Source organism: Campylobacter portucalensis, from assembly GCF_009690845.1.
Classification (GTDB): domain Bacteria; phylum Campylobacterota; class Campylobacteria; order Campylobacterales; family Campylobacteraceae; genus Campylobacter_B; species Campylobacter_B portucalensis.
Map to the genome: position 1 here is coordinate 1 of NZ_VWSJ01000005.1, position 25,199 is coordinate 25,199.

The 25,199-nt window shown below is 26.8% G+C and carries 24 protein-coding genes; 10 read left to right on the forward strand and 14 right to left on the reverse strand.

Annotation, left to right across the window (positions count from 1 at the left end; genetic code table 11):
* Positions 1-50: 50 nt before the first annotated feature.
* Genes F1B92_RS01965 through mqnE form a run of 5 tightly spaced genes read right to left on the reverse strand, consistent with a single transcriptional unit; the run spans position 51 to position 4,821 of the window.
* Positions 51-755: a pilus assembly FimT family protein gene (locus F1B92_RS01965; RefSeq protein ID WP_154570234.1), complete on the reverse strand. Its 705-nt coding sequence runs from the start codon at positions 753-755 to the stop codon at positions 51-53.
* A gap of 44 nt (positions 756-799) precedes the next feature.
* The gene (locus F1B92_RS01970) at positions 800-1,996 is read right to left on the reverse strand and encodes a hypothetical protein (RefSeq protein ID WP_154570236.1); all 1,197 of its coding nucleotides are present in this window, start codon (positions 1,994-1,996) and stop codon (positions 800-802) included.
* Between the two features lie 19 nt (positions 1,997-2,015).
* Complete coding sequence (locus F1B92_RS01975; RefSeq protein ID WP_154570237.1) at positions 2,016-2,456, reverse strand: phosphoribosyltransferase; 441 nt, start codon at positions 2,454-2,456, stop codon at positions 2,016-2,018.
* A gap of 2 nt (positions 2,457-2,458) precedes the next feature.
* Entirely contained in the window at positions 2,459-3,745 is a 1,287-nt protein-coding gene (locus F1B92_RS01980) for an NCS2 family permease (RefSeq protein ID WP_154570238.1), read from the reverse strand.
* Positions 3,745-4,821 (reverse strand): aminofutalosine synthase MqnE, encoded by a 1,077-nt coding sequence (gene mqnE / locus F1B92_RS01985; RefSeq protein ID WP_154570239.1) that lies wholly within the window; start codon positions 4,819-4,821, stop codon positions 3,745-3,747. The genes F1B92_RS01980 and mqnE overlap by 1 nt, the downstream gene beginning before the upstream one ends.
* Positions 4,822-4,985: 164 nt before the next feature.
* Between mqnE and glmS the strand changes: the two genes are divergently transcribed.
* From glmS to F1B92_RS02000, 3 genes are all read left to right on the forward strand, one after another.
* Positions 4,986-6,803, forward strand: coding sequence for a glutamine--fructose-6-phosphate transaminase (isomerizing) (glmS, locus tag F1B92_RS01990; RefSeq protein ID WP_154570241.1), 1,818 nt, complete (start codon positions 4,986-4,988; stop codon positions 6,801-6,803).
* Positions 6,804-7,008: 205 nt separating this feature from the next.
* Positions 7,009-8,379 carry a sodium-dependent transporter gene (locus tag F1B92_RS01995; protein ID WP_154570242.1) on the forward strand — a complete coding sequence of 457 codons (1,371 nt, stop codon included), beginning with the start codon at positions 7,009-7,011 and terminating at the stop codon, positions 8,377-8,379.
* 135 nt (positions 8,380-8,514) lie between these two features.
* Positions 8,515-10,752, forward strand: coding sequence for a TonB-dependent siderophore receptor (locus F1B92_RS02000; protein ID WP_154570244.1), 2,238 nt, complete (start codon positions 8,515-8,517; stop codon positions 10,750-10,752).
* 1,015 nt (positions 10,753-11,767) lie between these two features.
* Here F1B92_RS02000 and F1B92_RS02005 read toward each other — a convergent pair.
* From F1B92_RS02005 to F1B92_RS02035, 7 genes are read right to left on the reverse strand one after another with little or no spacing between them, the layout of a single operon-like run.
* A complete protein-coding gene (locus F1B92_RS02005) occupies positions 11,768-13,576 on the reverse strand; it encodes a menaquinone biosynthesis decarboxylase (protein WP_154570246.1) in 1,809 nt (602 codons plus the stop codon).
* A gap of 26 nt (positions 13,577-13,602) precedes the next feature.
* The gene (gene hemC, locus F1B92_RS02010) at positions 13,603-14,529 is read right to left on the reverse strand and encodes a hydroxymethylbilane synthase (RefSeq protein WP_154570247.1); all 927 of its coding nucleotides are present in this window, start codon (positions 14,527-14,529) and stop codon (positions 13,603-13,605) included.
* The gene (locus F1B92_RS02015) at positions 14,517-14,933 is read right to left on the reverse strand and encodes an FxsA family protein (protein WP_154570248.1); all 417 of its coding nucleotides are present in this window, start codon (positions 14,931-14,933) and stop codon (positions 14,517-14,519) included. Before F1B92_RS02015 ends, hemC begins: the two co-directional genes overlap by 13 nt.
* Positions 14,930-16,642 carry a proline--tRNA ligase gene (locus F1B92_RS02020; RefSeq protein ID WP_154570249.1) on the reverse strand — a complete coding sequence of 571 codons (1,713 nt, stop codon included), beginning with the start codon at positions 16,640-16,642 and terminating at the stop codon, positions 14,930-14,932. The genes F1B92_RS02015 and F1B92_RS02020 overlap by 4 nt, the downstream gene beginning before the upstream one ends.
* Positions 16,632-17,927, reverse strand: coding sequence for a glutamyl-tRNA reductase (gene hemA / locus F1B92_RS02025; protein ID WP_326833070.1), 1,296 nt, complete (start codon positions 17,925-17,927; stop codon positions 16,632-16,634). The genes F1B92_RS02020 and hemA overlap by 11 nt, the downstream gene beginning before the upstream one ends.
* Entirely contained in the window at positions 17,927-18,829 is a 903-nt protein-coding gene (locus tag F1B92_RS02030; protein WP_154570250.1) for a polyprenyl synthetase family protein, read from the reverse strand. The genes hemA and F1B92_RS02030 overlap by 1 nt, the downstream gene beginning before the upstream one ends.
* Positions 18,830-18,832: 3 nt before the next feature.
* A complete protein-coding gene (locus F1B92_RS02035) occupies positions 18,833-19,078 on the reverse strand; it encodes a DUF2018 family protein (RefSeq protein WP_154570251.1) in 246 nt (81 codons plus the stop codon).
* Positions 19,079-19,449: 371 nt separating this feature from the next.
* On the opposite strand from F1B92_RS02035, the gene F1B92_RS02040 reads away from it, so the two are divergent.
* Positions 19,450-19,674 (forward strand): hypothetical protein, encoded by a 225-nt coding sequence (locus F1B92_RS02040; RefSeq protein ID WP_154570252.1) that lies wholly within the window; start codon positions 19,450-19,452, stop codon positions 19,672-19,674.
* A 4-nt stretch (positions 19,675-19,678) separates the two neighbouring features.
* A complete protein-coding gene (locus tag F1B92_RS02045; protein ID WP_154570254.1) occupies positions 19,679-19,945 on the forward strand; it encodes a type II toxin-antitoxin system RelE/ParE family toxin in 267 nt (88 codons plus the stop codon).
* Positions 19,946-19,949: 4 nt separating this feature from the next.
* Here the strand turns inward: F1B92_RS02045 and F1B92_RS02050 are convergent, their stop codons facing one another.
* On the reverse strand, positions 19,950-20,615 hold the full coding sequence (locus F1B92_RS02050; RefSeq protein ID WP_154570255.1) for a restriction endonuclease: 666 nt from the start codon (positions 20,613-20,615) through the stop codon (positions 19,950-19,952).
* 18 nt (positions 20,616-20,633) lie between these two features.
* On the reverse strand, positions 20,634-20,870 hold the full coding sequence (locus F1B92_RS02055; protein WP_154570256.1) for a TetR/AcrR family transcriptional regulator: 237 nt from the start codon (positions 20,868-20,870) through the stop codon (positions 20,634-20,636).
* 330 nt (positions 20,871-21,200) lie between these two features.
* Here F1B92_RS02055 and F1B92_RS02060 point away from each other — a divergent pair, with 330 nt between their 5' ends.
* From F1B92_RS02060 to F1B92_RS02080, 5 genes are all read left to right on the forward strand, one after another.
* On the forward strand, positions 21,201-21,530 hold the full coding sequence (locus F1B92_RS02060) for a hypothetical protein (protein ID WP_154570257.1): 330 nt from the start codon (positions 21,201-21,203) through the stop codon (positions 21,528-21,530).
* Between the two features lie 129 nt (positions 21,531-21,659).
* Positions 21,660-21,872 (forward strand): phosphonate transporter, encoded by a 213-nt coding sequence (locus F1B92_RS02065; protein ID WP_154570258.1) that lies wholly within the window; start codon positions 21,660-21,662, stop codon positions 21,870-21,872.
* Positions 21,873-21,908: 36 nt separating this feature from the next.
* Positions 21,909-22,220, forward strand: a complete 312-nt coding sequence (locus tag F1B92_RS02070) for a hypothetical protein (RefSeq protein WP_154570259.1) — start codon at positions 21,909-21,911, stop codon at positions 22,218-22,220.
* Between the two features lie 291 nt (positions 22,221-22,511).
* Positions 22,512-24,761, forward strand: a complete 2,250-nt coding sequence (locus tag F1B92_RS02075) for a hypothetical protein (RefSeq protein WP_154570260.1) — start codon at positions 22,512-22,514, stop codon at positions 24,759-24,761.
* Positions 24,761-25,198, forward strand: a complete 438-nt coding sequence (locus tag F1B92_RS02080; RefSeq protein WP_154570261.1) for a hypothetical protein — start codon at positions 24,761-24,763, stop codon at positions 25,196-25,198. Before F1B92_RS02075 ends, F1B92_RS02080 begins: the two co-directional genes overlap by 1 nt.
* The last annotated feature ends 1 nt before the right edge of the window (position 25,199 follow it).

The following is a 25,199-nucleotide window of genomic DNA, read 5'->3' on the forward strand; positions in this document are numbered from 1 at the left end:
GTTTGAGAAAAAATTAAAAAAAATTTTCACAAACAAACAAAATCTAAATTTTATGGTTTTTTTGTTAATTTTACATACCCTGTTTCTGGATATATGGTTATTACAGCAGACTTTTTATCGCTAAAAATTGTTATATTACATTCTTCTTTTAAATATTGATCTGATGGTTTTTTTCCATTGCTAGCTTTTTGCATAGGGCGACCCTTTTCATCAAAAGAGATTGATTTATTTTTTTTATTATTTTTTTTGCCACCACCGCAACTTTTGCTAAATTCAATATCATTAATACCATATATTTTTTCAATATTTAAATTTTTGTTAAAACTACCTTCATATGATGTTTTTCCACCACTCCAACCTGCAGTTAGGTATTTACTTGGATTTTGAGGATCTTTTGCTGGCTCATCTGGAGAGTCCAAGCTTCCGCTAAATATATTCTTTTTTTTCTTACTTCGCTTATCGCTATAAATATGATACGCAAGACAATTATTGCTTTTACCGCAATCTCCAATAACATCTTGATTTGCAGTAAATTCTATAGTCCATCTGCCCTTATACCACTCAGGATCATTTGAATCAAATTTATGATCAATCATCGCAAGATGTTGTGTATATCTAATGTGAGATATGATTTGATCTGCTGCTTCTAATACGGAATTTCTTTTTAGTTTTGGTATAGCAATTATGGCTAAAATTCCAACAACAATTATAACAAAAATAAGTTCTATCATGGTAAAAGCTTTTTTAAAAAACATAAATTTAACCTTTGCTAAAAATTTTCCAAATTATAGCATAAAATTTATAAAATATAAAAATTTGCAATTTGAATTTCACCTTTATTTATAGTTATTTTAAATTTAGGTTTATAAATTTTATCTTCGCTTAAAATATAATTTCCACCGCCTTCTATACCATAAAATTTAAGCCTAAGAGCCAATTCATCGTCTAAAACTATCAAACTATTTATATTCAAGCTTTTTAATTTATCAGCTAAATCTTTTGCAATATCAAATTTATATGCGAAATGGTTTTGGGGATTGTTTTTAAAAAATTTATACAATTTAGAATTAAAAGAAATTAAGATAGAATTTATTAGAAGGCTAGATATTAAAAAGATTGCTAAAATTTTATACTTAATCCTAAATTTAGGAAGCCTAATCCTATATGAGCTATAAAAAGTTTTTACTAAAAGCGGTATAGAAATCACACAAAATGGTAAAAACTCATCAAGCAAAATTTTTTGCCTTAAAGATAGCAATAAACTAATACAAAATGAACTAATACTTATAAACCATATCAAATTTTTACTATCTTTGACCCAAATTCTATACATAACATATACAAAAAATAAAAATATAAATGGCGAAAATACAGCAGCATAAACTCCTAAAGTATCCAAAAAATAGCTTTTTGGTTTGCCACTTGTTTCAAAACCATAAAAAAGAAAACTCATAACTAAAAGTATAAAAGATATAAAAGCCAACTCTCTTTTGCTATTGTAAATAGAGTAAAAAAACACTCCAATAAATAAAATAGTAAAAGTTTTATCAATAAAAACTGTAATAAAGAGAATAAAAATAGATAAATAGTATTTTTTTGTCTCAAAAAGATATATAAATAAAAGAGTAAAAAATATAGTGATTCCTGCCATATTTGCCACAATGGCACTTGACATTACTCCTGGTAAAAACATATAAATAAAAACACAAACTAATCTATCTTCTCTTCTTTTTAAAATAAATTTTGAAATTTTATACATCAAGATAGAATTTATAAAATGCAAAAACAAAAATGGAAATTTCACACCGAAATCGCTTTGAGTTAAAAATTTACAAGAAATTTTCATCAAAAGTGAAATTAAATTATGATCATAATAAAAAAGTTTAGCCTCATAATAGCTTATGCTTAAATTTAAAATAGCATAAGCTAAAAAGGCTAAATTCATAAAAAATAAAAGTAAAAATATATAAAATTTACCATCTAAGCTTTTAAACATTTTTACAAATCTTTAAAAATTAAATTTCAATATCCCAAAAAAACACTATCCAATCATTTGCTTCTTTTATACTAAATTCTGGTTTAATTAAAGCTTTTTGTTTGTAAAATAGAGTTGCAACTTTAAATTCAATATTTGGATATAAATTTCTTAAAGTCTTTAAAATTTCAACAATGCTCTCTCCACTATCAACTATATCATCAACTATCAAAACTTTTTTAAATTTACTCAAATCAGGAATATTAAAAATTTCAATAGTGTCTAGCTTTTTGGTATCATCATAATGGATTGAATTTAGTGCAAATAAATTCCTGCTCTTAAAAGCAATCGCTAAAAAATGACCTATCGTAAGCCCACCACGAGCTATTGCCACAAAAGCATCTGGATTAAATTCATCCCTAATTTGAATAGCTAGCTCTTTTATATCTTTATCAAATTCTTCATAATTATAATATCTCATATCTACCTCACAATAAACGATAAAATGCTAATAAAAGTTAAAATAACAATGCCTGTATTAATGTAGTTAAATTCTCTTTTTACAACTCTTATAAAAAAATATGCAATAAATCCAAATGCAAGCCCTGTTGTTATAGAATACGTTAATGGCATTAGCATAACTATTAAAAATGTGGCCACACTTACGGCACTATCTTTAAAATTTATATTAACAAGCTCACTAAACATTAAAATTCCAACCATAACCAAAACTGGATATATAGCATTTGGCGGTATAGCTTTAAAAAGCGGTAGCATAAATAAGGTTAAAATAAAGCAAACTCCAGTAACTACTGCTGTAAGTCCTGTTCTACCGCCATCTTCAACCCCACTTGCACTTTCTGCAAAAACAGTAGTAGTAGAAACTCCAAAAAACGCACCACTCGTAGAAGCTAAGGCATCAACACCAAGGGTTTTTTCAAATTTTCTCATACCTTCTTCATTATCAAATAATTTTGCCCTATTCCCTACGCCTGATGAAGTACCTATAGAATCAAAAAGTTGAGTTATAAAAAAAGTTATAATAACAGGAACAAATGATAAACTAAAAGCAGATGCTATATCAAGTTTAAAGAAAATTGGCGACATTGATGAAGGTAAAGAAAAAAATTCAGTAGGATATGGAGTTATTTTTAAAATCCAAGCTATAATTGAAGTAAGCAAAACAGCAATTATAAAAGCACCTTTTATTCTTAAAGACCAAAACATCAAAACGATAGCTAATCCTAAAACGCCTATTATTGTGTTTGTGTCGTGGAAATTTCCAAGAGTTACTAAAGTGGCTTTACTATCTACAATAATACCCATCTCTTTTAATCCCACAAAACTTATAAAACTACCAACTCCAGCACTAATTGCACGCCTTAAATCTAGCGGTATGCTTCTTAAAACCCACATTCTGAAATTCGTAAAAGATAAAATTAAAAATATAAGACCACTTAAAAACACAATCCCCAAAGCTGTCTGCCAAGGAATTCCCATACCTTCTACAAGCCCAAATGTAAAATAAGCATTAAGCCCCATTCCAACGCTTAAAGCAATTGGCGTATTTGAAAAAAGCCCATTTAAAATTGTAGAAAATATAGTAATAAAAGCAGTTGCTGTTATTAAAGCCTCCATTGGCATTCCTGTTCTACTCATAATAATTGCATTAACTGGAACTATATACATCATAGTTAAAAATGTTGTAAAACCTGCACTAAATTCAGTTTTTATATTACTCTTATACTCTTTTAATTTAAAAAAATCCATCAATAAACCTTTATTTCGTTATATAAACTATCTCTTTGGACAGGAATCAATCCAGAGGTTTTAATCAAGTCTATAAAATCTTTCATATTAAGTCCGTTTGAACTAACCGCCCCAGCACTACTTTGTATGCTCTCCTTTTCTATCGTTCCATCCAAATCATCGCAACCAAATTCTTGTGCAACCATAGCTAAATTTATAGTTGAAGTAGCCCAATATGCTTTGATATGTTTAACATTATCAAGCAATAATCTTGAGATTGCAAAAGTTTTTAGTATTTCAACAGAACCTAAAAATTTTTTTATTTTTAAAAAGTTATTATTCCTTTGATAAACAAGTGGAATAAAAGCGTTAAAACCTCCTTTATTATTTTTTAGTGCCTTATCTTGAGAATTTCTAATTCTTAAGATATGATCAATTCTATCATCTCTTCTTTCAAGATGTCCAAAAAGCATAGTAGCATTGCTTTCATATCCCATAGAGTGCCAAGTTTCATGAATTTCAAGCCATTCATGGCTTTTTACTTTACCATTGCAAATTCTCTTTCTCACCTCTTCATTAAAGATTTCAGCTCCGCCTCCAGGCATTGAATTTACACCATATTCAGCCATCTTTTCTAATACTTCTTTATATGTAAAACCATTTGTTCTGGCTAAAAAATCAACCTCAGCAGCAGTCATAGCCTTAATATGCAAAAATGGATATTTATTTTTAATCATCTTAAAAATTTCTAAATACCATTGCCATGAAACATTTTTATTGTGTGCTGATACGATATGAATCTCTTTTGTGCCTCTTTTTACCGTATCATCAACAATTTTTATAATATCTTCATGGCTCATAGTGTAGGCTTTATCATTTTTTCGATGTGCAGAAAAAGCACAAAATAAGCACACATCAGAACATAAATTTGTAGGATTGATGTGGCGATTGACATTAAAATAAACTTTTTTATCATTTAAATTTTGTCTTTTTTGGTTTGCAAATTTACCAAGAGTAAAGAGATCTAAATCATAAAGTTTTAATCCATCTTCATAATCCAATCTAACATCATTTTTTAATTTTTCTAAAATATTCATCTTACCTCTTGTTGTTAAAAAGTTTTAAAGTTTTAGTATTATATACTTTATGCACTTAAAAAAAGTTTTGATTTTGATAAATTTTAAATTTTTGTGAAATTTTAACTGATTTGTATAAAATTATTATATAATTGCTAAATTAAATTTAAAAATCAAGGTAAAATATGTGCGGAATAGTTGGATATATAGGAAATAAAGAGAAAAAAAATTTAATCATAAGCGGTTTAAAAGAGCTAGAATATAGAGGTTATGATAGTTCGGGTTTGGCTGTTATGGATAAAAATTCAAAAGATATAAACCATTTTAAAGCTGTTGGAAAATTATCAAATTTAGAAGAGAAAACAAAAAATTTTAATTCATATGGTTTTGGTGTTGCCATAGGTCATACAAGATGGGCAACTCATGGAAAACCAACCGAAATAAACGCTCATCCTCATATAGGAAAATATAGTTTTGTAACTCACAATGGAATTATAGAAAATTATAAAGAAATCAAGCAAATTTTAGAGAAAAAAGGGGTTAAATTTATAAGCCAAACAGATACTGAAGTAATAGTTCATCTTTTTGAAAATTTTTACGAAGATACAAAGGATGTTTTTAAGGCTTTTGAAGCCACTATATCAAATTTAGTTGGTTCATTTGCCATACTTTTAATCACAAAAAAAGCTCCTGATAAAATTTTCTTCGCTAAAAATTCAGTTCCTTTAATAGTAGCTAAGAGTTCAAGTGGCGAAATTATCTTCAGCTCTTCAGATGCTCCAATTATAGGACTTGCAGATGATGGCGTGTATTTGGATGATATGACTTATGGAGTGGCATCTTTTAATGAGATTAATTTTTTTCAAAATGCAAAAACAATAAATCCTGCAATTAAAAATTTACCAAAAGATAAGAATTATGCACAAAAAGAGGGTTTTAGATTTTTTATGGAAAAAGAAATTTATGAGCAATCAACCATAATCACAGAAACTCTTATGGGGAGAGTGAAAGAAAATGAAATTTATTTTGAAGAGTTAGATGATGATGTATTTAAAAATATAGATGAGATTATTATGTGTGCATGCGGAACAAGCTATCATGCGGCCTTAGCTGCTAGTTATCTTTTTGAGAGAATTTCAAAAATCAGGGCTAAGGTTGAAATAGCAAGTGAATTTAGATATAAAAATTCTTTCTTAAATAAAAACTCACTGTTTATCGTTATATCTCAAAGTGGCGAAACAGCCGATACTTTAGAGGCTTTAAAGATTGCTAAAAATGCTGGTTTAAAAACACTAGCTATTTGCAATGTAGATAATAGTTCAATTGTTCGACTGGCAAAAAATGTTATTTTAACTAGAGCTGGTATTGAAAAAGGTGTTGCATCCACAAAAGCTTTTGCAACTCAAGTTTTAACACTTTGGATGGTGGTTTTAAAATTAGCTAAATATAAAAAAGTAATATCTAATAATGAATTAGAAAACGAAATAAAAGCACTGCTTAACATACCAAAAGCAGTAAGTATAAAAGATGGATTGCAAGATAAAATTTATAGAATTTCAAAACACTATCTTTATGGACATGGATTTTTCTTTATAGGAAGAGATATTTTTTATCCTTTGGCGTTAGAAGGGGCTTTAAAGTTAAAAGAAATAAGCTATTTACACGCTGAGGGATACGCAAGCGGAGAAATGAAACATGGTCCAATAGCTCTGGTGGATGAGAGACTTTTTACAATTGCACTACTTCCAAAAACCACACTTTATGATAAGACAAAAAGTAATGTTGAGGAGATTGTAGCAAGAGATGGATTTGTATTAGCAATTAGTCCAGACGAATTTGACTTGGCTGATGATTTTATAAAAATTTCAACTCATGATCATCCGATGTGTGAATTTTTTGAAATGATGGTGATTTTGCAAATTTTTGCTTTAGAAATTTCAATTAGACTTGGAAATGATGTTGATATGCCTAGAAATTTAGCAAAAAGTGTAACTGTGGAGTAAATGTATAAAAATAAATAAATTAAATTTCATTAATAAATTTAGAAACTATTATAAAAAGCTGTTTTAGTAATAAAAACTATACTTAAATTTTATAATTTTGAGTAAATTTGAAATTTTATAATAAAAATAGTGAGTAAATTTGAAGTTTTTTGAAAAATAATATTTTATTTTTATATAATTAACAAATCTTACAAAAAGGATTTAAATGAGACAAACTTGGTCAAATAAATTAACTTATCTTTTAACGGTAGCTGGTGCTACGATTGGTTTTGGTTGTACATGGAGATTTCCATATCTTGTTGGTGAAAATGGTGGAGGAGCTTATGTATTATTATTTTGCGTAGCTATGATAATCTTAGGAATTCCTATGATTTTAGTTGAAAATATAATAGGAAGGCGATCATCAACAAATAGCTTAGATGCATTTTTGGTAGATAAAAAGGATGGAACAAAAATCAATAAATTTTGGAAAATAGTAGGTTTTTTAGGACTTATTGGATCGTTTGGAATTTTAGCTTATTATATGGTTTTAGGCGGTTGGGTTATGACATATATAGCAAATATCGCGACCTTGAATTTCGATTTAAGCAATGTTGATTTAGTTACAAAAAGTTACACTCAAAATTTTTATCAACAACAAATACAAAATAACCCACTCGTAGTTGGTTTTTATACTTTAATTTTTGTTGTGATAAATTGGTATATTTTAAAAAAGGGTATTATTGAAGGTATTGAAAAATTTGTTAAATTTTTAATGCCTTTGCTTTTTATATGCTTATTAATTGTTGTTATTGCAAATTTAAATTTAGAAGGAGCAAGCGAAGGTATTAAATTTTATCTTGGTGTTGATTTTACTAAATTAACACCAAAACTTTTTATAGATGTTTTAGGGCAAGTTTTCTTTGCTCTGTCTCTTGGATTCGGGGTGATGATAACTTTATCAAGCCACTTAAATAAAAATGAAAATTTAATACAAACAGCAACAATTACAGGCATTATAAACACAATAATAGCAGTTGTGGCTGGATTTATGATATTTCCAGCCATTTTTACTGCAGGATTGGAGCCGACAAGCGGACCAAAACTGGTATTTGAAACACTACCGATAGCTTTTGCAAACATACCTTTTGCAAATATATTTGCTATCATATTTTTTACGATTTTAATGGTAGCTGCCCTTACAACCTCAATCACTCTTTATCAAGTAATTATTAGCGTTGTGCAAGATAAATTTAAACTAAATACCACAAAATCAACAACTATAACCCTTCTTACCGTTTTTATTTTTGGAAATTTACCATCCATTTTAGCTTATGGTCCGTGGAGTGAAATTTTAATCTTAAATAGAAATATTTTTGATGCATTTGATTGGATAAGTGCAAATGTATTTTTTGTAGCAACTGCCCTATTTTGTGCTATTTATGTAGGGTGGGTTTTAAAAGATGATGCTATATATGAGATTAAACAAGGAAGCAATGCAAAACCTTGGCTTATTAAATTATGGTTTTATTATGTAAAATACTTCTTGCCTATTATTATATCGGTTATTTTAATCGCTGGATTATCAACATTTTAAGCCCAAAAAGGGGCTTAAATAAATTTATACACCTAAAAATATAAAATATCATTAATATAATTTACTATTTATTTATATTGCGTTTTTTTTTTTTTTTGAAATACAATATTAGAATTACTTTCAAAGGAGAAAAAAATGAATAAAATTTTACCATTAACTATTGCAGTATCCATTCCTTTTATGAGTCAAATTAATTCTAAAGAGCTCGAAAAAATTCAAGTAAAAACTTACATAATGCAAGAAATGAGCAAATCATACACTGCTCCATTTACAAGTACGGCAACAGGACTAGAGCTTTCTATAAAACAAACCCCACAATCAATTAGTATTATAAGCAATAAGCTCATTAAAGATCAAAATTTACACAATATATCGCAAGCAATGAGTTACGCAAATGGAATTTCTAAAAATGCAAACATAGGAGGAGTTTCTAGAAGCAGATTTTATTCAAGAGGTTTTGAGATAGATAACATCCAAGAAGATGGGCTTTTTAGTTTAGCTTTTGCATCACCTGCAATTGATTTATCTACTGGTTTTTTGCCTTTATACAGTGCAAAAGAATTAACAGATCTTATATTTTATGACAGAGTTGAAATTTTAAGAGGCTTGGCTACTCTTACTCAATCAAATTCAAATCCTAGCGGAACGATAAATTTAAGAAGAAAAAGACCTGATGCAAAATTTGGAGCAAATTTAAGCTTGGAAGCTGGAAGTTATGATAAATATTTGGGAAGTTTTGATATAAATGGAAAACTTAGCAATAACTCAAGGCTTAGAGCTATAGGTTCACTTTCAAAACTTGGCTCTTTTATAGATAAAGAAAATGGAGATAGGCACAGTTTAGGGCTTATGTATGAGACTGATTTTACTAGAAATAAAATTTTAAATTTAGGCATAATCTATCAAAAAACAAAAAATTCACCAAATATTTATGGCCTTAGCACTCACCATAATAACAAAGAGATAAAATTTGATAAAAGTAAATATTTTGGCTCTTTGTGGGATCGAGAATCTTTTAAAAAAGTTAATATTTTTGGAGACTTGGAGTATTTTTTAAATGATGATTGGTCTTTACTGGTAGCTTTTAATTATACAAAAAGTAAAATGGATATGAAATTTGGGCAGTTTTGGAATAACGCAAACGGCTGGGGAATGAGGCAAAAGTTTCAATCAAAAAGTGATGAAATTAACGTTAAAATTTCTTTAGATGGGAAATATACTCTTTTTAATCAAAATCACGATTTTTTTATAAATACTCAGTTTTCAAAAGATAAAATTTCTGGAAGTGATATCATAACGCCTTATATTAAAGGGATTGATATTTTTAAATTTAATAAAAATTATTTAAATGAGCCAAATTGGCATAATGATAATAACTATGGAAAGTATAATTTAGAAATTAAACAAAAATCCATCACCGCTGGATCAAGAATAAATTTTAGCGATAACTTGCATCTTTTATTTGGTGCTAGATTTAGCGATATAGAGTATAAAAATAGATCCAAAAATTTAATGAATAGAAATTTATTTTCAGGTATGAAAATTCCACAACCCTTTACTAAAAATAATTCATCCAATCTTTCAGAATATAAAATCACTCCATATATAGGAATTAATTATGATTTTTTAGAGCATTTTTCGCTATATGCAAGTTATGCTGAAATTTTTAAACCTCAACTCAATAAAAAAAGTAATGACTCTTTTGTAAAACCTATGATTGGATATAACCTTGAAGCAGGAATAAAGGGTGAGTTTTTTGATAGACAATTAAATACTTCTCTATCCATTTTCCAAACAAAAAGAAAACATCAAGCAATACCAGAAGTTAATAATAAACCTATAAATGGAGCTATTATGAGTGTGCCTACTGGCTCTTGGCTTGATGATGGCTCAATTGGCACTAGAGGTGTAGAGCTAGAAATTTCAGGTCAAATGAGTCAAAATTTAGAAGGCTTTATCGGATATACGTATAATAAAAGCAAATATTTAGCTAATTATTATACAGGGCCGAGTCAAGTTTCACAAAACAAAAATGAACTTGCAAATGTGTTTTTACCAAAGCATATATTAAAATTCTATCTTAGTTATCAAATTCCTGATTTTAAAAAACTTACAATCGGTTTTGGTGGACGTTATCAAAGCAAAACTTTATCTTACTATAAAAAACCATTAGCATCATCACCGCAAGGAGCTTATGTGTTATTTGATTCAAATATAAATTATAAATTTAATCAAAATTTTGAAGCAAATTTAGCTATAAAAAATATAACTAATAAAAGATATTTTGTAAATTCTATGACTAGAATGGCTTCAAGATTAAATTTTTATGGCGAGCCTAGAAATTTTACACTCAGTTTAAATTATAAATTTTAAAAATTTAAGAGTAGTTAATCTGCTCTTAAAATTATATGAAAACTTCTTTAAAATTGATAAAAAATTTTTAAATAAATTCAAATTTAATGCTAAAAAAGTGCAAGCGTCAAAATTATTTTATAAAAACATCTCTTTTCTAGTTAAGTAAAATTTGGGCTTATAATAAAACATTTTAATCTTAAAACCTCATAAAAGAATATATTTCTTTTTGTAAACAGCGGCCTTAAAAATCAAAATAAATTTGCAAATGATATTAATTTAGGCTAAATTTAGAGAAATTAAGAGATTTTTTAAATTTTAAAATTCTAGTTTTAATATCATACTAAATATTTATATCACTTATATTAAAATAAAAAAATATGTTTAAATTCCGTTGAGTCTAAAAATATTTGATAAATTTACTTGAAAATAATAACAACTAGCTTTTTATTTTTAAAGTTAAATAATCTTGCCTATAAAGCCTTAAAAGCTTTTATATTTTTAAATTTATTGTATTTATCAATTTCTATAGATTTTATTTTAATAACACTTTTTTGATTTTCAAGCGCTCAAACTATTAATCATCTTTTTATAAGCCCTAAATTTCAAAAAAGTCAATTTATTTTATTCTAAATTTTTACTCACTAATATATTTTATATCACATTTTTTACTTTTTAAGCTACAAAAAAGTCATTTATAGGACTAAAAAAGCCTTTAAATTTTAAAAACCATTCTTGCAATAGCTTACTTTCAAATATTTTAACATCATAATTTAATTTATCAAATTTAATTAAAATTCGCAGTTTTATAAATTAATTTAATAAATTTAGCTATCTGTTAAATTATGTAACGTTTTTAATACATCACAAATTTCAGCTATTTGGATAAAGATCTTCTAAAATTAATATTTATTTTTCATCTTTGCAATCATATTTTAAATTTATTAGAAATTAGACTGCAATTAGACTGCAACTTATTTTATTTATTTAATTTTTATATTAAAATATCCAAAACATAATCTAACCAAACTGCAATTTAGCCTAAAATTTCAAATTTATTAAAAAATTCTATATCATTTTCTAAAAGTTGTTTATCTATAAGATTTTTAATAACACTTTTTGAACAATTTATCTCTTCTGGCCACTCTCTTTCATAACCTTCCCACTCAAATTTAGTAGTAGCATCTATACAAATTTGATCATCTGATATAAAAATATCTCTATTTGCATCAATGTTATTAGTAAGCCTCCAAATACTCATATATAGGTTATTTATATTATTTTTCACATCAAAAAATATGAGAATTTTAAAATTTTGACTAAATTTCAATAACTTTTCAAAACTATTTTTAACAAAACTATTTTTATCATAATTTATAAAAATTATTGGATTTTTTGTATCGCAAAAATACTGTTTTAAGTCAATTATATCTTTATCCAAACTCCTAAATTTAGACAAAAGCTCATCATCGCTTAAAATTTCAATCTCTTTAGGTTCTAAATTTATACTCGCATCAATTGCTAATTTTCCACCAAAACATGAATTTGGGCTAGCATGATCTAATTGATCGCAAACACCTTCGCTAAAAATCAAACTTTTTGGCGTGATTTTATTTAAAATATATCTGGTTAAGTTTTCATAGTCATTTAAATTGGGAGCATTTTTATCTACAAAAATAGCGTGTTTTACAAAACTCATCTGTCCAACCCCCCAAAATGCATGCATCATCTGTCTTGCATGATATGGAAATTTAGCGTCTAATTTCGCTAAAATAAGATTATGAAAAACTCCATTTTCAGGCATTCTATAATCAATCAAATCAGGAGCAGTTGTTTTAAAAAGAGGTAAAAATATCCTCTCGGTTGCATAACCCATATATTTATCTTCTAAAGGCGGTTTTCCAACAACAGTAGCGTGGTATATAGGATCATTTTTATGAGTTATGGCTGTAACTCTCATCACAGGAAACGGCAAAATCGGCGTATAAAATCCCGTATGATCGCCAAATGGTCCTTCATCTCTAAACTCATTTGGATCGATAAAACCCTCAATCACAAAATCGCTATCGTGCGGAATATAAATATCATTAGTTATACTTTTTACCAATTTTGCTGGAGTTTTTTTAATAAATCCATATAATAAAAGTTCAAAAATACCGTGTGGCAAAGGTGCTTGTCCACACCAAATATAAAGCGGATCGCCACCAATTGCTACTGAGACAGGCATTTTTTTACCAGCTTTTTTGTATTTATTAAAAAAATTTGCACCATCTTTATGAATTTGCCAGTGCATTCCAACTTCATTTTTAGAGTAAATTTGAAGTCTATACATTCCTAAATTTTGAGTATCTCCGTCCAAATCTTTAGTATAAACTTGCCCCATTGTAATAAATGCCCCACCATCTTTTTCCCAGGTTGTAAGATGAGGCATCTCATAAAGATCTATCGCATCATTTAATTTTACGTTTTGTTGGCAAATTCCCTTTGTTTTTAATTTTTTTGTAAAAATTTTCCTAAGACTAAAGAGGTAAGAAATGAAATCAAATTTTTCCTTTAAATTTAATGGATTTTTAGGCTTTAAGAGATTTGAAATTTCATCAGCTACATCCTCAACATCTCTTCCTAAGATTAAATTTAAAGCTTTAAAGCTACCAAAAGTATTAGTTAGGATTGGTGGATAAAAATCTCTATCTTTACTAAATGGTTTAGTAAAAAGAAGTGCTTTAGAATTATCTTTTTTAACCTCTATATAGCTTAAATGAGCAATTTCTCTATCTATATCGACAGGTTCATCAATAACTCTTAATAAATCATTTTGCTTTAAAAGTTCTATAGTTTTTCTCATTATCTCTCCTTAATTTTACTAAAATTCTACCCCATCAATGAAGCTTCTTTCAAAAGCTCTTTTGCCCCTTTTTTGATAAATTCATTAGCCAAATCAACCCCAGCATTCTTATAATCACTTAATTTTATAATTCTTTCTTCTTTTATAAATTTACTTCCATCAATAAGCCCTATAATGGCACGAATTTTTATATTTTCACCAATTATTTCTGCATTAATTCCTATTGGAACTTGACATCCACCTTCTAAAATTTTAACAAAATCTCGCTCAATTGTTGTTTCTATAAAAGAATTTTTATCATTTAAAAAACTAATTTTTTCTAAAATTTCCTCTTTGTTTAAACACTCAATTCCCAAAACCCCCTGCCCCATTGCAGGTATCATCTCATCTTTGGAAAATTCATAAATATATCTAACCTCTTTATCAATACCTATTCTTTTAATCCCTGCCATAGCTAAAATAATAGCGTCAAATTCACCATCTTTTAGCTTTTTAATCCTTGTATTTACATTGCCTCGAAGTGATATTATCTCCAAATCTGGTCTTAAAATACTAAGTTGCATTTTTCGTCTCAAACTTGTTGTCCCTATTTTTGCGCCATTTGGAAGATCATTTAAAGAGCTAAATTTATCACTCAATAGAGCATCGTTTGGAATTTCACGCTTACTTACAGCAGCTAAAATTAAGCCTTGTGGAAACTCCATTGGAACATCTTTTAAACTATGAACCGCTAAATGACTCTCGCCATTTAGCATACTAATTTCAAGCTCTTTTGTAAAAAGTCCTTTTCCGCCAATTTTTGCAAGAGGCGTATCGAGTATAATATCGCCTTTTGTTTTAAAACCTTGCAATTCCACTGGAATTAAATGTTTTTTCTCAATTTCATTTTTTATAAATTCACTTTGCCATACAGCTAAAGCGCTTTTTCTGGTAGCTATAATCATTTTTTCCATAAATTTTCACCCTCTTCTATGATTTCTACATCTATAACTTCATCATTTTTTGTATAATTATATGTATTATTTTGTGTATTATTAAATTTATCCCTATCTTTTTTTATAATTTTCATAATTAAAGATACAAAAATAATTAAAACACCAACGCTATCTGATAAAATTCCTGGCACCATTAAAAGCATTCCACTAATTGCTAATCCAAGATTTCCAAAAACAATACTTGGAGATATCTTTGTAAGATTTTTTGTTATATTTAAAACTCCAAATTTAGTAATCAAAATATAACCAATAATAGCACTAAATAAAATTTCGAAAAACAGTATAAAAAAGCTATATTCACTTAAAAAAAATACAACAAATATTATTTCAAATACAAAATAAGGTAATAGAAGTTTTTTCATCTTAAAACCGTTTTTATCTTATCAACAATATCATCGATTGATATTTTTTCTTTTATTAAACCATCTCTTGCTATAAATTCAATCTCATTATTTACAAGATTTTTACCGACTATTACAGCATAAGGAATGCCTATTAATTCGTAATCATTCATTTTGACACCAAATCTTTCATTTCTATCATCAAGTAAAACGTCAATGCCCAAATCACCTAATTTTTTATATAAATTTAAAGAAAAATTAAATTGATTTTCATCTTTTATGTTTGAGATTATTATGCATATAGAAAATGGAGCAATTTCTTTATTCCATATACAACCTTTATCGTCATACTTGCTTTCAATAGCAACTGCCATAAGCCTACTAACGCCTATACCATAACACCCCATAATAAATGGTTTAGACTTTCCATTTTCATCTAGAAATGTTGCATTTAAAGACTTAGAATATCTAGTTCCTAGTTTAAATATATGTCCGACTTCAATCCCTTTTGTAATGCTTAATTTTCCGTTACAACAAGGACAAACATCTCCATCTTTTACGCTAATTAAATCTTTAAATCTTTCATTTTTAAAATTAGAAACACTAAATCCTATAATATGATAATCTTTTTCGTTTGCACCAATTATCATCTCTTTTTGATTTTTTAGTTCATTGTCTATAAAAAACTCAATTCCATCAGGTAATTTTAAAGGACCACAAAAACCTGCAACGAGATTGGATTTTAATATCTCTTCATCGCTTAAATTTTCAAATTCTAAGCACCCACACGCATTTATGGCTTTTGTTTCTTGCAATTCATCACAACCTCTTATAAAAAATATTACTATTTTGCTCTCTTTATTTTCAAAAATAGCTTTTTTTATTACAGCTTTTATGGTGAAAAATTTATCAACCTTAAAAAAATCTGCAAGCTCATCTATAGTTTTTATATCTGGTGTGTAAAATTTACTCATCATATTCGATTCTGGTTCATCACCATTAAATTTACTCGGTTTCCTTCTTGCTGCTTCTATATTTGCTGCGTATTCGCAACTATCACACACGACAATATCATCTTCGCCATTATTTGCTAAAACCATAAATTCCTTGCTTCCACTTCCTCCAATAGCCCCACTATCAGCTTCAACAGCTCTAAAATTTAGCCCTAGGCGAGTAAAAATTTTAGTATAAGTTTGATGCATTTTTTCAAATTCTAAATTTAGACACTCTTCATCTTTATGAAAACTATATCCATCTTTCATCACAAACTCACGCCCGCGAAGTAGTCCAAACCTAGGTCTTGCCTCATCTCTAAATTTTGTATTAATCTGATATATATGAAGTGGTAAATTTTTATAGCTAGTAATTCTATTTTTTACCATATTTACGGCACTTTCTTCATTTGTTGGACTTAACACAAAATCATTTTCTTTTCTATCCTTAAATCTTAAAAGTTCTTTTCCATATTTTTCAAACCTACCACTTTCACGCCAAAAATTTGCAGGAGTTACAAAACTAAAACTAACTTCCAAAGCTCCGCTTCTATTCATCTCTTCTCTTATAATTTTTTCTATTCTATTATAAACCATCTTTCCAAGTGGTAAAAAATCATAAAGTCCGCTTCCATTTTGAGCAATAAATCCAGCTCTTAATAAAAACTGATGACTAGGAAGTGTGGCATCTTTTAATGTTTCTTTTGTTGTAGGAATAAATATTTTACTAAATCTCATCTAAAATCCCCATATTTTCAAGTTCTTTACTGTATTTTTCAAATTTATCTTCTATGTCAAAAATTTGCAAAATTGTATTGAAAGCTAAATTTATATCTTCTTCTAAATTTTTTAAATTTATAGTTGGTTTATGCAAAAAAGCCTTAAATACTTGATGAATCAATCTTCTTGCTTCGTCTTTATCACTATTTTTAAGATAACCTTTTTTTATAGCTTTTTGAATTTCTATATCAGAAATATCTTTTGCTAAACCCCTTAAAGCTTTAATAATAGGTGTAGTTGATAAAATTTTTAACCATTTAAAAAACTCACCAACATTTCTTCCTATTATAGCGTAAGCAATTTGTGCTTGCTCTTCTCGCATTGCTAAATTTAACTTTACAATCTCTTGCAAATCATCAACACTATAAATTTTAATCTTAACATTTTCTGTTATATCGATATTTCTAGGAACTGCTATATCAAAAAAATATCTATCAAACTCGCAATCTTGTAGCATTTCATCATTGATAATAACATTTGCAGACGTCGCACAAAATATAATCTGATGAGAGTTTATTAGCTCTTTTAAATTTAAAAAAGGTTCAAATTTCACCCTATCACTGCAAAGAGATGAGATTAATTTCATAGCTCTATCTTGACTTCTATTTACCAATATTACATTAGATCCATTCGATAGCAAATGCTTGCATGCTAACTCACTCATATCGCCAGCACCAACAACGACAGCAGTCGTTTTATTTAAACTTTTAAAAATTTCTTTTGCTTTAGAGACTGCTACGCTTGATATGGAAACTGGATTTTTAGAAATTTCTGTTTTGTTTCTAACCTCTGCCGCACATTTTAAAGAGTACTCAACAGCTCTTTTTAAATTTATCTTAGCATAACCACTATTAAGAGCAAATTTAAAACAAGTTTTCAACTGACTAACTATTTGAGTCTCTCCAACAACTAAACTATCAAGAGAACTAGCGACTGCAAAAAGATGATGAATAGCTCCACTAGCATAATAAACATCAACCCTATGTTCCAACTCACTAAGTGCTACGCCGCTTAATATAGAGATGGCTTTTAAAATATAGCTTTGTGAAATTTCAAGATTATTAACAAAAGCTATAATTTCTACTCTATTACATGTACTAAGAATCATACACTCTAAAATACTTTGACTAGAACAAATCATTTTTAAAGCTTTATTTTTTTTATCATCATCACTAAATGATAATCTCTCCCTAATAGTAATATCTGTATTTTTATGAGTAAAGCTTATATTTAAATAATTCACTAAAAATCCCTATCTACCATACTTTGCATAATTTCTATTAATTTATCATTTTTATATTGACTTATAGATTCAATCCCATCTTTTGCAAGTTTTTTTGCTTCATTAATGCATTTTTGAATGATTTTAAATTCATCAAATTTACTTTTTAACCAAAAAATTTCATCTAAATTTAGATTTTTTCTAAAAAGAGATATTAGCTTTTTTTTATCTTTTTCATCTAAATATTGATATAAATAAATATAAGCAATAGTAGTTTTACCATCCCTAAAATCACTCATAGATGGCTTTCCAAGAGTTTTTTCATCAGAGATAATATCTAAAACATCATCTATTATTTGAAAAGCTAGACCTAAATTTTTACCATAAATTCCAAATTTTTCATAATCATATCCAGCTAAAATTGCAGCTGATTTAGCACAAGCTTCAATCAAAATAGCGGTTTTATTATAAATCATATTAAAATAATTATCTAAATTTAGATTAAAATTTTTTGATAAATTTACATCCATAAGCTCCCCGATACTCAAAAAAGCAACAGAATTTGAGATAATTTTTGCAATTTTAGAGTCAAATTTGCTTAACTCAAAAAAACCTTTTGAATACAAAATATCTCCAAGCATAATAGCGTTTTTAACACCAAAAATAGCGTTTATAGATGGTTTTCCTCGCCTTAAATTACTATCATCAATCACATCATCATGAAGAAGACTTGCAACATGTATCAACTCCACAACAGCACACAATCTCAAACTCTCTTCAAAACACCCTGCTATATTTAATATAAGTTTTGAGCGAAGTTTTTTGCCTAAACTTATATCATTAAACATAAAATTTACTTCTTCATAGCCAAGCTCTGATATAAATTTTCTCATAATCGTGTCAATTTTTTCTAAATTTTTCATATTTTACTCATTGCTTGAAAGTATATTTCCGCTAATTTGTATAAAAATATCATTTAACTCTTCTATAAAATCACCATCTTTTAAATGATTAAAAATTTCATCTTGATTTATGCCTTTGTTATCGCAAAATTCACTCATAGCAACAAATTTAATGAGTAAATTTTTTATCTCATTTCTAACTAAATTTCGATTTGCATTAAATATGATATCAAAAAATTTATCCTCTGGCGTGCTATCAAAAATATCCAATTCTCACCCTTTTTATTTTAAAAATTTATTAATTATATCAAAATAACTTTTAATTATTATAAAAATTTTATGATTTCTAAATAGAATGTACGGTATTAATAAATTTTATATTTTTAAAGTAGTTTTTATTAATTTTATATTTAAATTAAATTTATATAAAAATATGATCTTATGTGTTAAAAATATTTAATAATAACAATAAATTTAAAAAGTTATTTGGTTGCAGGGGACGGACTTGAACCGCCGACCTTCGGGTTATGAGAAATTTGAGCTATTTAAAAATACCTTATAAAAAATCTATTTTAAGTCTATTTTATAGTTTATTAAAATAGATTATGCTATAATTTGCCCTAAATAGAGAAAGGATTAAAATGACTTACGATATAAAGTTATCAAATATAGACAGTAATTTTTTAGATATCATAAAATCACTTGTTAAAATTTATCCAAATGTTGATTTAAAAATAGATAGCGACTATACTTTTGATGATTTAAATGATGAAACTAAAGATATAATCTCTAATAATCTAAAAAATAAATCAGATGGAACTTTACTGTCAAACTACGATGATATTAAAAAATTCATTATGAGTTAAATTTATGCTTGATTTGTATATTTTTAACTCTTTTAAAAAAGATTTGAAAAGACTTGAAAAACAAGGATTTGATAAGAGTTTACTTATGGAAACATTAGATTTTTTACTTTATGAAAAACCACTTCCACCTAGATATAAAAATCATCCACTAAAAGGAAACTATAAGGGTTGCTATGATTGCCATATAAAGCCTGATTGTGTATTGATATATAGCATTGAAGAAAACACACTAATTTTACATCGTATAGGCTCTCATAGTGATTTATTTTAATAACTCACTCAAAAATCGGTATATTTAAAAATTCAATTTCTTTATTTATTTTTTCTAAAAAGTTTTTTATTTCTTTGTTTTCTATTTCATTTGAAATAACAAATACTTTTCTTATATGTCTACCATTTAAATATTTTTTATATTTTTTTTCATAATCTTTACAATCATTATAAAATTTTATAATGTCTTTAAGCTCCGCTCCTTTTTTCCAGTTTTTACACTGTATAAGCATTGTTACTTTTCCTATATCGTTGTGTGCAAATAAATCTATTCCTTCATCTTCAACGCCTTTTAAATGTCCGTTTGGATATACTTTATAACCTTCTTTTTCATAAAAAGTTTTTATATAATATTCATATTCATCGCCCTTTTTCTTTTTCCAGTCATCGCCATAATATAATTTCTTTTTTATTTTAGGCTTTTCATTTATATCTTTTTCTATTAAAGTTTCTTCTATTTTTCTTTTATATCTATTTTCAAATTCTTTATAATTATTTTCTTTTAGTTTTTTTATTTTATTACTTACTATATTTTTTTCATTTAGTTTTTTTAATAACTCTTTGTATTTTTTTGATTCATAATAGTTTTCTTTTTTTATAGTTTGTTTTTCTTTTGATTTTAAATACATTAAAATTATGGATATTGATATTGCAATTATGATTACAAACATATTATTTTTCCTTGATTTTTATTTTTTTTCTTGTTGTTTTTCTAGTGCTTCAAGTTTTATTTTTGTTAAATAAAGCTCTTGTCTATCTTCATCTAATTGATTGAAGTATTTTAATAATTTACTTCCTTTACTCTCTCCGCTTGTTGTTTCTATATAGAAATTTATCATTTTCATTAATTCTGGTTTAGTTTTTTCCCAGTTATATAATGTTACTCTGCTTATATTTATTAATTCTGCAAGTTTTGTTTTATCCAAATTTTACTCCTTATAAAATAATTTTTAAAAATGTTAAATAATTTTATAATTAATTAAGTTTATATAGTGTATAATTATTTATCATTTAAATTAAATTATTTAAATTTTAGCTTTTTAAAGCTTAAATATCAAATTTGAAACACCTTTGACCACTCCGCCAGAGAGTAGAGATCTGTAGGGAGATAACAGGAAAAGGTATAAATTTACCTTAACGGTAAAGCTATGGACCTAAGCAATAAAGCACAAACGCCGTCCTTAAAAGGCTTGGGGTGGCGTAGCTCCGCCCCTTAAATTTAAGCTACATAATTAATATTTTCAAGGAGCTACATTATGTACACATATTTAATCGGATTTTGCGACGAAGTTCGCCCACTTTCTAGAGTTGATAAAAAAACTGGTGAAGTTTTAATGTCTATTGATGTTACTGTTACATTTGAAAGTAGAGATCAGCAGGGTTATTTAATAAAGGCTACTGAAACCATAAATTTTGACCACACTTTAAAGTCAAAATTTGATTCTGTAAAAGGACAATACATTGGTATTCCATATCGTTTTATTGTTACAAAAATGGGTAATTATATGTTCCCTGATGATACTTTAGATTTTCAAATTTTTAAAGAAAATCCTTTTACAAAAGATCAGATAAAGTTATCTAAATAGATATAAATTTGGGGGCTTTTGCCTTAATGTGAGCGATGTGAACCCGCTCTCCCACTTTTAAACTCTACAAAGTTTATTTTATAAATTTTATAGAGTTTAAAAACTCAAATCTACAAAAAGGATATAGATATGAAAAAGTTTTTCAAATCTACTAAGGCTAAAGTTGCTACAGTTGGTGTAGTTTTAATGACTGCTCCTGCTCTTTTTGCTGCTGATGCACCTGTAGTTCCAGGTGAAGCATTAAAAGCTGATTACGCATTGTTTGATTATGTTTTTGCTGGTGTTATAGCTGTTGCATTCATATTTATGATTGCAAGAAGAGTAAAGGGCTTTATCCGTTAATTTATGGGGGTTTTATGCTCCCTAAAAGGTTCTATTATGAAAGAAAACGCTATTTATATACAAAATTTTAAAATTTGCATTAAAGATTTTTATATCAAAGATGGTAAATTTTACTATCAAGATTTTGATTCTAATTCTTATAAATTTAATTTAGCTCAATATCCAAATGAAATTTATACAAATTTTATATATGATACAGATACTAAAATTTGCTATATGTCTAAAAATGAAATCATTCCTAGTCTTGGTATATATGAGTATCAATTTAATTTTTTAATGGGTTTAACAGCAATATTAATAGCTTTTTCTTTTTTAATAGGTTTAATAATCGTAGGAGCTACAAGATGATATATGAAGTTATAAACAATGAAACATTTAACTATTTTATGAATATTTTTGCAATATTTTTTGTTCCAATTTTTATTTATATTATTGCTTTAAGTTTTGTAAAGTAAAAATATGTTTAATAAAAGCTTAATTTTTAATTTTTTTTACGATGAATTTTTTATTTTTTTTGATTGGCTTAAAAACATTCAATTCCAAAAAATAATTAATCAATCAAAAAAAATATGTAAAAAATTCATCCCACGAAGAAAAAAATATAGTAACACCTTGCTTGATTTTTTTCGAGTGTTCCTAATGAATTTAATAAAATTTATTTTTAAAATTTTATTTTTTAATCTTTTATTTTTAAATTTAGTTTATTCTTATCCAGACTCTAAAGAAATAGATTTAGAATATTACAGCGATTTAGATCCCAGATTTGCTGGTTTTAAAATAATTTCCGAAAATGACTTTCATAGTTCTTCTGATCCTGATGTATTTTATATATATTTTCAAAAAGAATCTAAAGAATATAATTCTGAATTAAAAAAATATATACATAAGATTTTTAATGACTTTTATACTTTTAATAAAAAAGATGCTAAGGAAAGATTATACAGATATAATTATGATACTGTTGATGATCCTGAGCCTTTTGAAGTAGGTCAAATTATTTTTATACCTAATGAAAAAAGAATACTTGAATTAAAAGGTTATTATTATATTAGTTCTTACTATACTCCTTATGTTAGATTAGGTCATTATGTTGAATATCCATTATCTGAAAAATATATAGGTCCTCTTACATCAAGATATTTATTTGCTACTGATTGTGATTCAAATAGATATTATAATCCTATTTCGGGTTCTTGCAAACCTTGTCCTGAAAATTTAGTTTCTGATACTAAAGGTTCTTGTATTTGTGAAAATGGAACATTTAATCAATCAAATGGCAAATGTGAAGGTTCTGATAAAAAAGATGATAAACGTCCACAATGGTGCCCAAATCCTATGATATATAAAAATAAAAAATCATTTGATAAAAATATAGAAGAGTGTTTACCAAATCCAAATATTGATAAAAAACAGTGTGAATCTATGGGTATGCAATATCATTCGTGTTTTGATATTTTTGACGAGCGTGAGTTTTTTACTTGTATGAGAGTTCCAGAAGGATGTTATCATCAAAAAACGGTTAATAAATATAAGGCTGAAATCAAATTAGATAATGATTTATTTATTTCAAGCGGTTTTATGTTTAATATTCCTATTCAAGGAATTAAAAATGGTTTATCTTCTTTTTCTAAATTTATAAAAAATTTATTTAAAAACCCAAATCCTAAATTTCCTAATCCAAATTTGCTTGAATATAAACCACAAATAATTGATATAAAAGCTACAAATAAAGGTCCTGTTCCTGTATGGTCTTTAAAACCTGCAACTAATGAAGATATTATTTTAAATTCTCTTTATTTAAAAACTGGCAAAATTCCAAAAGATATTAAAGCTACAAATTTAAAAAATATAGATAAATCTCCTCAAGAACTTGTTACTGTTCCCCCAAAATTTAGTAAATTTGATCTTCCAAATGATCTTTCTATTTCTAAAATGGAAAATAACTCTTTTATTGCTGCTAAACTAAAAGATAATTCTAAACCTATACCTACGCAAAATGTTAAAGATAAATTTATTGATATAAAAATAGAATATGATCTATCTTCTATGTTTAAAGAAAATAATAAACCTAGTTCTAATTTACCTATTAGAATTAAAAAAACTTTTGAATCTCCAAAAAAATCACAATATGAAGGCAAAATAACAACTCCTGATAAAAGTGTTATAGATATAAAAATTAATGAAAATTTTATAACTCCAAATAGAAAAATTCAAGATATAGAGCTAATCTATGATTATTTTTCACCTTCTGGTAAAAAAAGATTTACAACTGGCTATGTAAATACCATTGATTCTTCTGGTAAAATTTCAAACTCAGTTCCAAAGCAAGGTAAAATCACTGATATAAAAACTAAAAAAACTACTACAAATAAAGATCTTTCAAATCCACCTGCGCAATCTCTTGATTTATCTAAAATACAAGATTTTTTAAATAAAACAAACTCAAAAATAGATAAGTTGGATAAAACAATTTCTGATATAAAAGCTCAGAAAAAAACTGATTGGGAATATAAGCCAAATAAAGATATAGATTCTGCTTTTTCTTCTTTACGGTCTGAAATGGCTAATTTTGAAGTTTCTGTAAATGATGCTTTTAACTTTTTAAATAATACTAAAAACGATATTAATAAATTAATGAATGATTTTAATAGTGCGTTGGAAATTTTTGAAGAAGGTATTGAAGCTCCAAAAATTCCTAATGGAATTTGTCCTTTTAATATTTCGGGCCCATCTCCTGGAAGTGGTAAAGTAAATGTTTTTTCTATAGATCCTTGCGAATTTGTAAGTCCATATAAATCGATACTAACTCTATTTTTTACTTTTTGGTTCTCATTTGAAATTATTTTATTTTCACTTAAATATCTTTTTAAAGTAGGAGGTAATGAATAATGAAATGGCTAATTGATACCATTGGTGGATATATTGGATATTATGTAGTTTATTTAGTAAAAAAAATAGGTATAAAAACTGCAAAATTAATTTTTTTTATTCCTCTGTATACTGCATTAGTTATTTTTATGATATCTTTTGCTGGATATGCAATTTTATTTATGATGAAAATTTGGAATTTAATTAGAGATAATATGCCTAAAGCTTTTGATTATAGTTTTGTTGGCGGCTCTTATGGTGGTTTATCAAATTCAACGATTATAAGTTCTGCTATGGCTTTTTTACATGAATGTGGTTTAGCTGTTGCTTTTACAAATGCAATATCTTTATTTATATCTATACTTAGTCTATTTTTTGCTCTGCAACTCTATAGGGCTATAGCTTTTATTACAAATACAATTACTGGCTATTTGAAAGATTTATCTTATATTATGTGAT

Coding starts and splice junctions, on each gene's coding strand:
- F1B92_RS01965 (WP_154570234.1), bottom strand. CDS start 755: ATGTTTTTTAAAAAAGCTTTTACCATGATAGAACTTATTTTTGTTATA.
- F1B92_RS01970 (WP_154570236.1), bottom strand. CDS start 1,996: ATGTTTAAAAGCTTAGATGGTAAATTTTATATATTTTTACTTTTATTT.
- F1B92_RS01975 (WP_154570237.1), bottom strand. CDS start 2,456: ATGAGATATTATAATTATGAAGAATTTGATAAAGATATAAAAGAGCTA.
- F1B92_RS01980 (WP_154570238.1), bottom strand. CDS start 3,745: ATGGATTTTTTTAAATTAAAAGAGTATAAGAGTAATATAAAAACTGAA.
- mqnE (WP_154570239.1), bottom strand. CDS start 4,821: ATGAATATTTTAGAAAAATTAAAAAATGATGTTAGATTGGATTATGAA.
- glmS (WP_154570241.1), top strand. CDS start 4,986: ATGTGCGGAATAGTTGGATATATAGGAAATAAAGAGAAAAAAAATTTA.
- F1B92_RS01995 (WP_154570242.1), top strand. CDS start 7,009: ATGAGACAAACTTGGTCAAATAAATTAACTTATCTTTTAACGGTAGCT.
- F1B92_RS02000 (WP_154570244.1), top strand. CDS start 8,515: ATGAATAAAATTTTACCATTAACTATTGCAGTATCCATTCCTTTTATG.
- F1B92_RS02005 (WP_154570246.1), bottom strand. CDS start 13,576: ATGAGAAAAACTATAGAACTTTTAAAGCAAAATGATTTATTAAGAGTT.
- hemC (WP_154570247.1), bottom strand. CDS start 14,529: ATGGAAAAAATGATTATAGCTACCAGAAAAAGCGCTTTAGCTGTATGG.
- F1B92_RS02015 (WP_154570248.1), bottom strand. CDS start 14,933: ATGAAAAAACTTCTATTACCTTATTTTGTATTTGAAATAATATTTGTT.
- F1B92_RS02020 (WP_154570249.1), bottom strand. CDS start 16,642: ATGAGATTTAGTAAAATATTTATTCCTACAACAAAAGAAACATTAAAA.
- F1B92_RS02030 (WP_154570250.1), bottom strand. CDS start 18,829: ATGAAAAATTTAGAAAAAATTGACACGATTATGAGAAAATTTATATCA.
- F1B92_RS02040 (WP_154570252.1), top strand. CDS start 19,450: ATGACTTACGATATAAAGTTATCAAATATAGACAGTAATTTTTTAGAT.
- F1B92_RS02045 (WP_154570254.1), top strand. CDS start 19,679: ATGCTTGATTTGTATATTTTTAACTCTTTTAAAAAAGATTTGAAAAGA.
- F1B92_RS02050 (WP_154570255.1), bottom strand. CDS start 20,615: ATGTTTGTAATCATAATTGCAATATCAATATCCATAATTTTAATGTAT.
- F1B92_RS02060 (WP_154570257.1), top strand. CDS start 21,201: ATGTACACATATTTAATCGGATTTTGCGACGAAGTTCGCCCACTTTCT.
- F1B92_RS02065 (WP_154570258.1), top strand. CDS start 21,660: ATGAAAAAGTTTTTCAAATCTACTAAGGCTAAAGTTGCTACAGTTGGT.
- F1B92_RS02070 (WP_154570259.1), top strand. CDS start 21,909: ATGAAAGAAAACGCTATTTATATACAAAATTTTAAAATTTGCATTAAA.
- F1B92_RS02075 (WP_154570260.1), top strand. CDS start 22,512: ATGAATTTAATAAAATTTATTTTTAAAATTTTATTTTTTAATCTTTTA.
- F1B92_RS02080 (WP_154570261.1), top strand. CDS start 24,761: ATGAAATGGCTAATTGATACCATTGGTGGATATATTGGATATTATGTA.